At 67.0% G+C, this 13,498-nt stretch carries 9 protein-coding genes; 5 read left to right on the top strand and 4 right to left on the bottom strand.

Annotated features, from left to right (window positions below; genetic code table 11):
- Positions 1-17 precede the first annotated feature (17 nt).
- Together FCU40_RS10865 and FCU40_RS10860 are read left to right on the top strand one after the other, a co-directional pair.
- Positions 18-1,154 (top strand): PepSY-associated TM helix domain-containing protein, encoded by a 1,137-nt coding sequence (locus tag FCU40_RS10865; RefSeq protein ID WP_168074841.1) that lies wholly within the window; start codon positions 18-20, stop codon positions 1,152-1,154.
- Positions 1,155-1,189: 35 nt separating this feature from the next.
- Positions 1,190-3,340 (top strand): TonB-dependent siderophore receptor, encoded by a 2,151-nt coding sequence (locus tag FCU40_RS10860; protein ID WP_168074840.1) that lies wholly within the window; start codon positions 1,190-1,192, stop codon positions 3,338-3,340.
- Positions 3,341-3,919: 579 nt separating this feature from the next.
- Here FCU40_RS10860 and FCU40_RS10855 read toward each other — a convergent pair.
- Positions 3,920-4,228: a hypothetical protein gene (locus FCU40_RS10855; RefSeq protein WP_168074798.1), complete on the bottom strand. Its 309-nt coding sequence runs from the start codon at positions 4,226-4,228 to the stop codon at positions 3,920-3,922.
- A 62-nt stretch (positions 4,229-4,290) separates the two neighbouring features.
- A complete protein-coding gene (locus FCU40_RS10850) occupies positions 4,291-5,154 on the bottom strand; it encodes a S1/P1 nuclease (RefSeq protein ID WP_168074838.1) in 864 nt (287 codons plus the stop codon).
- Positions 5,155-5,418: 264 nt separating this feature from the next.
- Between FCU40_RS10850 and FCU40_RS10845 the strand changes: the two genes are divergently transcribed.
- The 3 genes from FCU40_RS10845 (at position 5,419) to FCU40_RS10835 (ending at position 8,491) form a co-directional block, all read left to right on the top strand.
- Complete coding sequence (locus tag FCU40_RS10845) at positions 5,419-6,207, top strand: hypothetical protein (protein ID WP_168074836.1); 789 nt, start codon at positions 5,419-5,421, stop codon at positions 6,205-6,207.
- Positions 6,204-7,424, top strand: coding sequence for an MBL fold metallo-hydrolase (locus tag FCU40_RS10840; RefSeq protein ID WP_168074834.1), 1,221 nt, complete (start codon positions 6,204-6,206; stop codon positions 7,422-7,424). The genes FCU40_RS10845 and FCU40_RS10840 overlap by 4 nt, the downstream gene beginning before the upstream one ends.
- A gap of 71 nt (positions 7,425-7,495) precedes the next feature.
- Positions 7,496-8,491, top strand: coding sequence for a ribonuclease (locus FCU40_RS10835; protein WP_168074832.1), 996 nt, complete (start codon positions 7,496-7,498; stop codon positions 8,489-8,491).
- A gap of 93 nt (positions 8,492-8,584) precedes the next feature.
- On the opposite strand, the gene FCU40_RS10830 is transcribed toward FCU40_RS10835, so the two are convergent.
- Both FCU40_RS10830 and FCU40_RS10825 read right to left on the bottom strand, forming a co-directional pair.
- Positions 8,585-11,074 (bottom strand): beta-glucosidase, encoded by a 2,490-nt coding sequence (locus tag FCU40_RS10830; RefSeq protein WP_206677329.1) that lies wholly within the window; start codon positions 11,072-11,074, stop codon positions 8,585-8,587.
- Between the two features lie 79 nt (positions 11,075-11,153).
- On the bottom strand, positions 11,154-13,454 hold the full coding sequence (locus FCU40_RS10825; protein ID WP_168074830.1) for a TonB-dependent receptor: 2,301 nt from the start codon (positions 13,452-13,454) through the stop codon (positions 11,154-11,156).
- Between the last annotated feature and the right edge of the window lie 44 nt (positions 13,455-13,498).

The following is a 13,498-nucleotide window of genomic DNA, read 5'->3' as shown; positions in this document are numbered from 1 at the left end:
TCAGGACCCGCAACACCGTGACCCTTCACGCCCGATCCCTGCTTCGTCGGATCCATCTTTGGCTAGGCCTTGTCCTAGGCCTGCCTTTCGCCGTGCTGGCCGTGACCGGCTCGGCGCTCGTGTTCTACATCGAGCTGGACGCCTGGCTGCATCCGGGCATTCGCGTCGAGACCAGCGCGCTCGCGCCAGACTGGACCTCGCCCGTGTGGGACCAGGCGCTCGCCACCGCCCAGGCACGGTGGCCGGACGCGACGGGCAAGTGGTCGTTCGAGGTCACCGGCAAGCCCGGCGCCATTCCGGCCCGCTACTACGCGCCGACCGAGGGACACGCAGCAGGGCACGGCCACGCCGATCCGCTGATGGTCTGGTTCACGCCCGATGGTCGTCAGGTCCTACGCCAGGCGCGCTGGGGCGACTACCTGATGACCTTCTTCTACGATGTGCACCGCAACGTCCTCGCCGGCGATCTAGGCAACGTCATCGTCGGCTGGACCGGCGTGGCGACCCTGTTCCTGCTGGCCACGGGCCTTTTCACATGGTGGCCGCGGGGCAGCTGGCGAAAGGCCCTGGCCTATAAGCGCGCGGCCTCGCCGACGCGCAGGCTCTACGATCTCCACAAGCTGGTCGGCCTAGCCAGTCTAGTGCTTTTGCTGATCCTTTCGACCACCGGCGCGCTTCTGGCGTTGCCGGCCGAGAAAAATTGGCTGCTGTCCAAGCTTGTCGCTCCCGTGGTCGCGGTCCCCGCGCCCGTCTCCACGGTCAGCGCCGGGCGCCAGGTCTCAATCGCTCAGGCTCTGGCGGCGGCCCATCGGGCGCTGCCTGATGGTCGCATCGCCTGGATCGATGTTCCGGGGCCCGGCGATGGCGTGTTCCGGTTCCGAGCTCAGGTCCGGGGCGATCAGACCCGCCGCTTTCCCTACAGCTTTGTCTTCGTCGATCAGTACTCCGGCGCGGTCCTGGCGGTCCACGACGCTCGCCAGGGCACGGCCTCCACTACCGTCAACACTTGGATCCGGCCGCTGCACGACGGCTCGGTCGCGGGTCTTTCGACCCGTGTCCTGGCCGTGATCGCCGGTCTAACGCCCCTCGCCCTATTCATCACCGGCCTTCTTCGCTGGCTTCGGCGCCGGCCCGCCAAATGCCGTCCAGCCTGACGCCTCGCCATCAGCGCTCATTTCCGGAAAATCCCATGCCCGTCTTGATCAACCGTCGCGCCGCGCTCCTGGCCGCAACGTCAATCTCCTTGATCGCCGCCGCCAACGCCGCTCGAGCCGACGAACCGTCCAGGCCAGCAGACGCCTCGGCCCCCAGTACGACCACGAGCGGCCAAAGCTGGGTCAGCGAGGTCCTGGTCACCGGCGCTCCGCAGGGCTACGCCGCGCCCACGGCCGCATCGGCCACCCGCACCGACACGCCGCTGATCCAGGTCCCGCAATCGGTACAGGTGCTGACCCGCACCCTCATACAGGAGCAGGACCGCCGCACCCTGGCCGACGCCCTGGTCAACGTCTCGGGCGTCACGCCCACCAAGTCCGAGGAGATCCTGTTCACCTCGCCGCTGGTGCGGGGCTTCGCTTCGGAAATCTATGTCGACGGCCTGCCGCTCTTTGGCCAGACCCAGGCGGCCAATGATCCCGACAGCCTGGTTGGCGTCGAGCGGATCGAGGTCCTCAAGGGACCAAGCTCGACGCTTTATGGCGGTGGACTGGGCTCGCCGCTCGGCGGGCTGATCAACATCGCGTCCACCCGGCCAACAGACACCTTCGGCGGCTACGTCGCCCTGCGCGGCGGCAGCTTCTCGACCTTCAACCCCTATGGCGAGGTGAACCTGCCGCTGGCGAGCGGCGTCAACGCCCGGATCGCGGCCGAGTACCAGAGCAACGAGAGCTGGGTGGACCAGCTGAAGGGCAAGCGATGGTCGGTGCAGCCGAGCCTCTCCATCGCCCTCGATCCCAGGACAGACCTCTTCCTGCAACTGCAGGCCAGCCATCGCGACCAGCTGGAGTATTCCGGCTTGCCGGCTGTCCAGGCCCTGGCGGGCGGACTCGACCGCAACGCATTTCCCGGCGCGCCGGTCGGCCAGCCCCGCACGGCGATCGACAAGCGTCTGGCCACCGTCGAGCTGCGTCACGCCTTCAGCGATGACCTGCGCCTGACGCTCAGCGGGCGTTACTACAAGAGTCACAATCCCGAATACGGGACCTTCGTCTATCCGGACCTTGGCGGACCCGATCCGGCCACACCCACCGTCTATCCGATCTTCGCCCTCAACATGCTGAGCAAGGCGGCCGAAGGCGCGCTCGACGCCAACCTGATGGCCAAGGCCGACCTGTTGGGCGGGCGCCACACACTCCTTTTCGGCGCCAGCTACGACCACACCGACTTCTATTCCAACATGGGCTTTGCCGGCGTGCCTCTCGGTGCGATCGACCTAGCCGACCCGCGCTACACGCTGGCGTTCGGCGGCGAGGTCCCCGCCAGCCTGACCCAGACCGACACCTACGAGACGATCGCGGGCTATGTTCAGGACCAGGCCGACTATGGGCGGCTGCACCTGACCGGGTCGCTTCGCTACACCCGGCTGGAGTTCCACGAACGCGAACAGACGACCGACGCGTCCTATAACCACGTCTCGCCCCGGATCGGCGCGACCTTCGACCTCGCGCCGGGCGTGGCGCTCTATGCCGGCTACGCGACGGCCTTCAAGGCGCCGTTCGGCTTCATCGGCATGAAGACGCCCAAGCCCGAGACCTCGACCAACTACGAGGGCGGAGTGAAGTTCGCCCTCAAGGACATTGGCCTGTCGGGCACGCTCGCCGCCTTCCAGCAGACACGCAACAACGTCGCCACGGCCGATCCGGAGAATCTCTTCATGTCGGTGCAGACCGGCCAGCAAAGGGCGCGCGGCGTCGAGGCCGACTTCGTCTGGGAGCCCATACCGGCCTTCTCGCTGCTGGCCAACTACGCCCACACGCAGGCCAAGGTGACCCGGGACAACACCATTCCGGTCGGTGACGTCTTGCCCCGCGTCCCCAAGAATAGCGGCCGGATCGCCGCCCGCTACCGGGTGCTGGACGGCCGCGCCCAGGGCCTGTCGTTTGGCGCGGGCGTGACCGCGTTCGGCGCCCGCCAGACGACCCTGCCCAACGCTGTCTGGGTTCCCGGCTATGCGGCGATCGACGCCCAGGCGGCCTACGACATCGGCAGGTTCACGATCCAGGTCTCTACCGTGAACCTGGGCGGGCGCAAGGCCTACGACACCTTCCAGTACTTCTCGTTCCCGGTCGTGATGCCCCCCCAGCCACGCTCGGCCAACGTCACCCTGAAAGCCCGCTTCTAGAGGAGGCCACCATGACCGATATCGATCGTCGCGCCGCCCTGTTGACGCTCCTGTCTCCGCTGATGGTGGGCGCCGCCCAAGCCCAAACGGCGTCCTCTTCGCCAAAGGCGCCCGACATGGGCCATGACATGGACATGACGGGCTGCGACCCGAACATCCAGTGGATGGGCGACGAAGAAATCGCCATGCTGATGTATCCCGGCATGACCGTAATGGACCTGATCGGGCCGCAATCCTGGTTCGGCGCCCTGATGGGCGCCAAGGTCCACCTCATCGCCAAGACGCTCGATCCGGTGACCAGCGATGTGGGGGTGACGATCGTTCCGAACGCTACCTTCGAGACCTGCCCAAAGGACCTCACTGTCCTGTTCGCGCCGGGCGGCTCGGACGGCATGCTGGCGGCGGCCGCCGACCCCGCGACGCTGGCTTTCATGGCCGACCGAGGCTTTGCGGCAGGTCCACCCGACAGGCGCGCGCGACAATCTCATGCCGGCGGCGGAATTCCTTGCGCCCTGGTCGCGGCCGAAGATGCGCTTGGAGCGAAAGGCCCGCTGCGCTGGGGTGCAACGGGCCGATTGATCAGACCTTGCAGAGGTCCTTCTTGGCCATCCGGCCCTTGGCGTCGCGGCACTTGCCCTTGGCGTCGACCTTGTAGCCGCTCGGCGCCGTCGCGGCCGGGGCTGGAGTCGCGGCCGGCGGGGTCTTGGCCGTCACGGCCGCGGGCTTGACCGCCGGGGTCGAGGAAGCGCCCTTGCAGACTTCCGCCTTGGCGAAGCGCCCCTTGGCGTCGTGACAGCGGCCATTGGCGTCGAGCTTTTGGGCGTTGGCGGCCGGCGCGGCGATGGCCAGCAGGGCCAAGGCGGCGATCATCATGGTTGCGTGACGCATGGTTTCTCTCCCTTAGGGAGAGGCAGCTTCGCCCGAGAATGTGACAGAGGCAAGATCGCCGGTCAGCCGCCGAACGCGCGGTTGAGCTCCAGCGCCAGACGAACACCAGCCCGCTTGAGCTGGAGCCCCGCCGTCGCGGCCGCCTTGTCCCCATAGCCCGCCGGCAGGCTGACCGGCGCGGTGTCGTTGGCGCAGCCGGGTTTTGACCCGACGGCGTAGGCGACTGTCCTGGCCAGTTCGAAGCTCTCCATCGCCCAGGCCCTGGCGTCGCCCCTCTCCCACGCCCGCCGATCGGCAGGCGTGATCTGGGCGCTGAGTGTGGCGGCGATGGTCTTGGCGTCGGGGCCCAAGGCGTCGACAACAACACCATCCCAGTAGCCATGCAGGTTCACGGTGCGCGGGCCGCCCAGCGCCAGCGGCACGCAATTGCCGCCCTTGTCCTGGTTGTCGGCCGCATGCAGCGGCTGATGCAGATCGCCCACGAAATGGAGAACGAACTTGAAGGCCAAAAGCCGCTCGGCTGGATCGGTCTTGGGATCGGCGAGTTCGCGCTCGAAGGCCTCCAGCCGGCCGACCACGCAGTCCTTGGCCGGCCCCGCGCTGGCCGGCGTAGCGCTGGGAGGAAAACCAAAGCACGCCTGGGCGAGATCGGGATGGTCAAGCTCGACATCGACGAAGTGCCACTGGCTGGTCTCGCGGTGATCGCGCCTCCAAGCGTCGGCCCACGAGGCGCGCGCGCCAAGATCCTTGTCGGTGAGCGCGTCGGGATCGCTGGCCAAAAGCGCATCGACGGCGGCCGCGGCCTTGGGCGTTAGATAGTTCCGAGCGATCTCGGCGACCACGGCGTGACCGGTCCGGCCCCAAGCCAGGGCTGGAGCCGGCGCCGCCAGGGTCAAGATCGCCAAAAGGACGGGGCTTGGACGCATAACCAAACAGCTCCAGAGTTCCGGAGCGGTATAGACGCATCATGGGTCCAGAGCGACGCCATTCGCTAGAGCCCCTCCGCATTGCCGGTCGAGCGGCCGAATAACTTCCTGTCAGCACAGCCGAATCCCGCGTTGACACAACCATAAAGCGTTATACGATGAATATCGCGCCACCGGGGTGCGCGCCTTCCAGTCGCCAAGCTTTCTGTGCCCGTTCGAGTCCGGCATCGCACCCGTGCGCCGACGCCAAGAGGGGGAAGAAGTTTGACCGATCCAGCCACGAAGGCCTCGCCGCCGGCGCAGGCCCCTTGGATTTTGCCAGGCGCGCCACTGCTCCTGGCCGCGATCGTCCTGATCGCCGCGCCGCACCTCCAGCCCAGAGCGGCGGGTTATGTATTTTTGCTCATCGCGGCGTTGCTCGCCGCCAGCCTTGGCCTGGTCGGCTGGCTCGTCAACGGACGACCGATCGGCGCCTTTATCGATAACCGCAACCGTCTTAGCCTTTCCAAGCTGCAGGCCGGCGCCTGGACCGTCATCGTCATCGCCGCCTTCGCCACGGCCGCGGCCTACAACGCCGCCGCCACGACGGATCACCAGTCGGTCTCGGCGCTCAACATCATCATTCCCGGCGAACTCCTGCTGGCCATGGGCATTTCGGCGACCTCGCTGGTCGCCGCTCCGGCCCTCCTCAGCCTCAAGTCGAAGGAAACCGCCACGGCCCAGACGGTCGACGCCCTACCGCCTGGCTCCAAGGCCAACGGCAAGGTCGTCACCCACGACGACGCATCCGAGGCCTCTTGGTCCAATCTGGTCACCGGCGACGAGGTCGGCAACGCCCAGAGCCCGGACCTGGGCAAGATCCAGCAGGTGCTCATCACCCTGGTCTTGCTGGGCTGCTATGCGGCCTATGTGGCAACCAGCTTCAACGAGAGCCACGGCGTCATCGCCAGACTGCCGGTGATCGACAAGTCCTTCGTCTGGCTGCTGGGCCTTAGCCACGCGTCCTATCTGGCCTATAAGGCCGCGCCTCATACCGCGACGGGCGACCAATGAGCCCGGCCAAGCCTCCCGCCAAGCCGCCTCGCGCGCCAGGACGCGCCGAGCCGTCGACGCCCAAACCCGCTCCGACCGCCGCGACAAAGGCGATCCACACCGCCTGGCCCCTCGCCGTGATCGGCGCCCTGGCCATGGCCTCGGGCAATCCGCTGACGCCGACGACGGCCGGCGGCGACACGACCCTGGCAAGTCCGCCGCCAGCCCGCGAAGCCGCGGCCATGCCCGCGGCGACCTTGTCGTCCGACCGGGTTTCCGCCCACTTCATCGATGTCGACCAGGCCTCCTCGGCCCTTCTCGAATTCCCTTGCGGGGCCGTGCTGATTGACGCCGGCGCGCGCGACCAGACGTCCGTCGACCATCTCGTCGGCTATCTGGACGCCTTCTTCGCGCGGCGACCCGACCTTCACCGGCGGATCAATACGGTTTTCGTCACCCACACCCATGTCGACCACAATCGCGGCCTGGAGGCGGTCGCCGAGCGCTTCGACATCGGCGGATATGTCTATAACGGCCACCTGACGGGGTCGGGCCGTGTGGGCGCCAAATGGATGGCCGACCACGCGCGCCAGACGAAGATCCCGACCGATAGTCTGAGCGAATCCCAGATTTCGTCGAGCCAGGGCTACACCGACGGCGTCGTCGACGCCGTGGCCTGCCCCAGGGTCGACCCGACCATCAATGTCCTGTCGGCCGCCTATCCCGAAAATCCGGGATGGGATGAAGGCGAATACGACAACGAGAACAATCAGAGCCTGGTCGTGAGGGTGGCTTACGGCAAGACCTCGTTCCTTTTCACAGGCGATCTTGAAGAGCCGGCCATCGACACCCTGGTCGAGAAGTATCGCGCTTCGGGCGCCTTGCGCTCGAGCGTCTATGTCGTGGGCCACCACGGCTCCGCGAACGGCACGACACGGGGGCTGCTAGACGCGGTGCGGCCGGACATCGCCGTGATGTCCATGGGACGACCAGACGTTCATGTGCCGTGGACGGCGTGGGCCTACGGCCATCCCCGTCGCGATGTCGTGGAGTTGCTGGACCAGTCGATCACGCGCCCCCGCGATCGCATCGAGGATGTCCAGGTCGCCGACGGTGTCAAACGCTTCAGTCCCTACACCATTCGGCATGCGGTCTACGCTACCGGGTGGGACGGGCCGATCACCATCGCCGGCGATGCTTCGGGGGTCCTGAAGGTGGAACGGGAACCTGGCGGCTGACACGCCGTGACGCCAGAACCGCCTTCGATAACCTGCCGCCAACCTCCGCCTCCCGCCTTGGAGAGTCCGCAATGAAAACCTTGAGCCAGCGCATCGCAACCATGATGGCGGCGGCCAGCGTCGTCCTGGCGACCTTGATCGTCGCGCCTGTCGCCAAAGCCGAAACCCTGACGACCGCTCAGGCCTGCCCCGCCTATCTGTCGATCAAGAAGAAGACCGGTGAGGTCATGCTGGCGCAGGGCGAGACCTATCAGGTGGTGGCGCACAACAAGGAGCCGCCGACCTGGCTGCAGGTTGAGGTCGCAACGGCCGCGCCAAAGGGCCGTTGGGTGGCCGTCGGCTGCGCCCAGGCCAGCCAGCCCGGCCGACCTGACGCGCCGGCGCCTTCAGGACCGGCCCAACCCCATCCGCCGGGCGGCAAGGCCAGCCATCTTCTGTCGCTGAGCTGGGAGCCGACCTTTTGTGAGGCGCATGGCGATAAGACCGAGTGCGCGGGCGAAACCTCGGCGAGCCCGGACGCAAGGCAGCTTAGCCTGCACGGGCTTTGGCCCCAGCCCAAGGGCTTCTACTACTGCATCGCCGACGCGGCCGAAAAGAAGCGCATCCGGGACCTGGACGACGCCCACCAATGGGACAAGTTGCCAGAGCCCGGCCTGTCCGGCGGGGTCCACGACCGACTGGCGGTCGCCATGCCCGGCGTTCAATCGCTTCTGGAACGCCACGAATGGGCCAAGCATGGCACCTGCTTTGGCGCGACGCCTGACGCCTATTTTGGCCGGGCGGTCGATCTGGTCGACCAGATCAACGCGTCGGCCGTGGGTCAGCTGATTGCGGCCAATGTCGGCAAGACCGTAACCACGGCCCAGATCCGCGCGGCGTTCGACGACGCCTTCGGCGCGGGTTCGGCCGATGCGGTGGCGGTCAAGTGCGCCGGCGCCGCGATCACGGAAATCGAAGTCTACCTCGCGGGACCGGTCAACGGGACCGATCCAGTGGGCAAGCTTCTTCATCACGCCGACGAGGCTTCAACCTGTCAGAAGGGGCAGCTTTCCAGGCCCAATAGCTAGCGCGGGACGGGCGGTTCCGCCGCACGCGCGCTCGGCGCCAGGAACGGCCCCTCAGAGCCACGCGCGTGGCAAGCCAACCGATGAAATCCGGCACTAGGGAAACACATTCACCGCTATCGACAACGGGAGGTTACGCGAGGAACCACCCACTCGCACCTGACGGAGCCCTCGCGGTTCGCGCCAGGCCTTGGCCTGGGGAGACCAGTAGGACAGCGTGCGCCGTTCGATCTTCAGGTGGACCTGGCGGCTCTCGCCGGCGCGCAAGGTTACACGCTGGAAGCCGGCGAGGATGCGAGGGGCGAAGGTCAGGCCTTCGGGACGCCCGGCGGGACCGTCGACATAGACCTGAGCGACCTCGGCGCCGTCCATCCTGCCGACGTTGCGGAGGGTGAAGGCCACGTCCAGGCCGTCGGCTGTCGGGGTGATTTTCAAGTCGCGGTACTCGAACCGCGTATACGAAAGGCCGTGGCCGAACGGGAATAGCGGGCGCTCACCCTGAGCGTCGTACCAGCGGTAGCCGACCAGCACGCCTTCGGAATAAGTCTGGCGGCCGTCAACACCGGGGAAGCGCTCGGGCCGGGCGACGGCGGTCTGGCTGTCGCGTATCGGGAAGGTGACCGGCAGGCGGCCCGACGGATTGGCCCTACCGGTCAGCAGGTTAGCGGTCGCCTCCCCGCCCCGCTGACCGGGATACCACATTTGCAGCACCGCCTTGACCCGATCGAGCCACGGCATCAGCACCGGCGCGCCGGTGTTGAGCACAACTACGGTGTTGGGATTGGCGCGGGCCACCGCCTCGATCAGCTCGTCCTGGCGATAGGGTAAGGCCAGCGAACGGTTGTCCTCTCCTTCAGTGCCCTCGACGTGGGCGAAGACGACGGCGACCGGCGCGGCCTTGGCCGCCGCCGCCGCGTCGTCCAGCAACCGCCGACGCAAGGCGGGTGTGGTCCAGGCTAGGCGCAGGCGCAGCGGCTCGACGGCCGAGGCCTTGACCGTCAGCTTCAGCCGGTGGCGCGCACCGGCCTCCAGGCGGACGACCTGGCCCTGGTTGAGCAGGCCGTCGGGTGTCTTGATCAGGCGCGAACCGCCGAACAGTCGACCGCCTTCGATGACCCGCTTGCCGTCCAGCTCGACGTCGGCCATGCCGCGGTCAGCCTCAGCCAAGGCCAGCCCTCCGACCGGAGTGAACTGCAGCATCAGCTCGTAGTCGCCGGTTTCGGGGACCGTGATCCAGCCTTCCCAACTGGCCGACTGGCTCTTGTCTACGCTAGCCGCGCCGGTGAACGGACCCGAGGCGCCCGCCAGACCGGGACCGGAGTCTGAGCCCAAGGCCGTCGCAGGAATAGGTTCGCCCTCCAGGCGCAAGCCCTCGGCGAAGACCAGCGGCGCGCCGGCCTGAGCGCCCAGAGCCTCGTACGGATTGTCTAGCGCGGTTGGCTTGACCTCGGCGCTGCCGCCGCCGCCGTAGAGGGCGCGCTTGGCGGTCGGGCCGATAACGGCGGCCTTTTTCAGCGTCGCCGCGTTCAATGGCAGGGCGCCGCCGTCGTTCTTCAGCAACACCGCGCCCTCAAGGGCGATCTCCAGCGCCAGGTCGGAGTGGGCCTTGCGCTGGGCGTCACTCTCGGGCGGACGCTGAGTGGTCTCGCCCAGTATGCCGATCCGGTCCATCTGGGTAAGGATCCGGCGCACCGAGCGGTCGATATCGGCCTCGCTCAGCTCACCCTTGCCCAACGCGTCCTTCAGCGCTTCGCCCAGGAACTTGCCGCGCGGCATTTCCATGTCGAGGCCCGCCTTCACCGAAGGCGCGGCGCTGTGCGTGGCGCCCCAGTCGGACATTACGAAACCCGCATAGCCCCACTCCTGGCGCAGGACCTTATCGAGCAGGAACGGGTTCTCGCAGGCCGCCAGGCCACCGACCTTGTTGTAGGCGCACATCACCGCCCCGACGCCGGCGTCGACCGCGGCCTGGAACGGCGGGAACTCGATCTCGCGCAAGGTTCGCTCGTCGACCTGGACGTCGATGGTTTTACGGTCGGTCTCCTGGTTGTTGGCCGCGAAGTGCTTGACCGTGGCGATCACCCCGCCGTCCTGCAGCCCCTTCACGCTGGCCGCCACAAGCCGTGAGGCCAACAACGGATCCTCGCCGAAGGTCTCGAAGTTACGCCCCGCCGTGGGTACGCGGACAGTGTTGGTCATCGGGGCCAGCAGCACATGCTGGTCGCGCGCCAGGGCCTCGCTGGCCACCGCCGCGCCCCAGGCCTTGGCCAGGTCCGGCGAAAAGGTCGCCGTCAGCGCCACGGGCGCGGGGAACGCGGTCGCCGTTCGCCAGGTCCGCACGCCGGCCGGTCCATCCGCCAGGCGTAGCGGCGGAATATTCAGCCGTGCGACGCCAGGAATATAGCCGCCGCCGGCCAGATGCTCCGGATCGTCCTGCCCGTGCAGGAAGCCGATCTTTTCGTCCAAAGTCATGCGGCCGATCAGGGCCTCGACCTTAGCGCTATCGGCCAGCGCCGCCGTCGCCAAGCTCCAAGCGATCACCGCCATGCTGGCGGTCTTGGTCGGGAAACGCGAACGAGAAGGCATGCGGATTAGTCTCCCGTCGAACAAAAAGTCGCCCGGGCCGACCGGCGGCCCAGGCGTAGGGGGGAGGTGTTGGGGTCGATCAGAACTTAGCGTCGAGACGCACCCCGGCGTACCGCCGAGCATCGCGGCCATACCAGCCGGCCAGAGCCGCCTTGTTGCCCCAGCGACCGCCGACATCGGAGATGTTCGACAGGTAGAGCTTGTCGCCGACATTGTTGACGAAGGCGGTGACCGACCAGCTCTGGTCCGGACGGCCCACCGAGGCCGACAGATTGACGATGGCGTAGCCGTCCTGAGTGGCCAGCGGGTTCCTATTCGGATCGAAGTTGATCTTGCTCTGGTAATTGACGACGCCGCCCAGGGTTAGCTCCAGGTCGCTGGACAGGTCGAAGCGCTGCTCGGCCCCGGCGTTGAACTTCCAGCGCGGCGAATTGGACAGGCGCGCGCCCGACAGGTTCTGGAAGCTGGCCCCGCTCACCGTGGTGCAGCCGTCGGCGGCGGTCTGGCCGGAATAGCAGGTCGCGCCGACGAACTTGTCGTACTTGGCGTCGACATAGGCTAGCGAGCCGTTCAGCGTCAGGCTGTGCGTCGGACGGACGGTGGTGTCCAGCTCGACGCCGCGGGTGCTGGCCTTGCCGGCGTTGGTCAGCTGGAAGGTCGGCACGGTCGTGGTCGGATCGACCGCCTGAACCTGGAAGTTCTTGTAGGTGGTGTAGAAGGTCGCCAGGCTGAGGCTGACGCGGCGATCGAAATAGTCGCCCTTCAGGCCGCCTTCGAAGTTGTCGACCTGCTCCTTGTTGACCGGGTTGAAGGTGTTGGTCGCCGTGACCGTGGCGTCGAGATTGTAGACCTTGGGCTTATAGCCGCGCGAATAGGTCACATAGACGTTCGCCCGCGCGCCGATATCCTGCTTCAGGGTGACGTCGCCCACCACCGTGTTGAAGCTGTCCGAGCCCTTGCGGGTGAATGGCGTCGTGTTGCTGGCCGGGGTGGTGTTGTACTGTAGGTTATAGACGTAGCCGATCTTGTCGTGGTTGTAGCGCAGCCCGGTGATCAGAGTCGTGCTGTCGGTCAGCTTAAAGTCCGCGCGGACATAGGCCGCGTAGCTCTTGTTATTGGCCTCGCGATAGGCGCCCAGGGGAATGGGCGTGCCGAAGGCCGGGCGGTCGAACTGGAAGCCGGTCTTGCTGTGGTCGTAATAGAGACCGGCCAGCACGCGCCCGAAGCTAAGGTCGTGGGACGCGACGCGGAACTCCTGGCTGAAGCCGTCGAGCTGGAGCTGTGAGCGCTGGATATTGTTCCAGGAATAGGTCCCGCCTGACAGGCGCGAGGCCCAGTCGATCTTCTGGCCGTAGACGTCATAGCGAAGGTCGCGATCCTCGTGCGACTTGGCGGTGATCGAGCTGAAGGTGAAGTCGCCCACCTCGTAATTAACCACGGCGCTATAGAGCTGGTCCTTGGTGTGCTGGCCCGGCGTGGTGATGGTGTTGTAGTCGGTGTTGCTGCGGCTGGGCGTGACGCCAACCAGGGCCTCGCTCTGAGCGAAGGAGCCGCGGAAGCGGGCCGTCGGGTCGATCTGCACGAAGGCCTGGAACTGGCCGATATCGCGGGCGTCGACATAGTTGGCCGACAGGGTGACGTCCAAGCCGTCCTTGGGCTTGAACAACAGCTTGCCGCGAACGCCGGCCGCCTTGGAGACGTCGTTGTCGCCTGTGGCCAGGTTGCGGGTCACGAACTCGGTGCGATTGCGGAAACCCGACAGCGAAAAGCCGACATTGTCGCTGATCGGCCCGGCCACGAAGGCCTGAGCGCGCACTTCGCTATCGGTCGTGGCGCTGATCGAGGCGCGGCCCTCGAACACGTTGGACGGCTTGCGAGTGACGATGTTGATCACGCCGATCGAGGCCGTGCGACCGCCCAGGGTCGATTGCGGGCCACGCAGCACTTCGGCGCTGGCGATGTCGGTCAGCTGGCGGGCGGCCAGGGATTCCGGGGCCAGGGTCACGCCGTCCAGCATCACGGCCACGCCGCTGGGCGAGCCGACGGTGATCACGTTCGTGCTGACGCCGCGTAGGGTGTAGAATGGCCGCAGCGTCGTGGTCGCCGGCGAGGCCACAAGCGAAGGCACCGCCTTGCCCAGATCGTCCAGTGTCGCCACGCCCGCGGCTTCCAGCTGCTTGGGGGCCACGACGGCCACGGACACGGGCGTGTCACGCAGATTTTCCGTCCGCTTCTGGGCCGTGACCACGACCTCGCCGATCTGGTTGTCTGGCGCGGCCTGAGGCGCCGCCGCCTGTTGGGCCTGGGCGCCGCTGGCGGCGAGACCGACGATCAGCGCTTGAAGGCCGGCGACCGAACACAAGACGGTTCTGCGCTTCATGGTTCCTCTCCTGGGTAGTGCTCTTATGGTGATGGCGCGGGCTG

The organism is Caulobacter sp. SSI4214, assembly GCF_012184455.1.
GTDB classification, from domain to species: Bacteria; Pseudomonadota; Alphaproteobacteria; order Caulobacterales; family Caulobacteraceae; genus Caulobacter; species Caulobacter vibrioides_E.
This window is presented reverse-complemented; position numbering and strand designations above follow the sequence as displayed.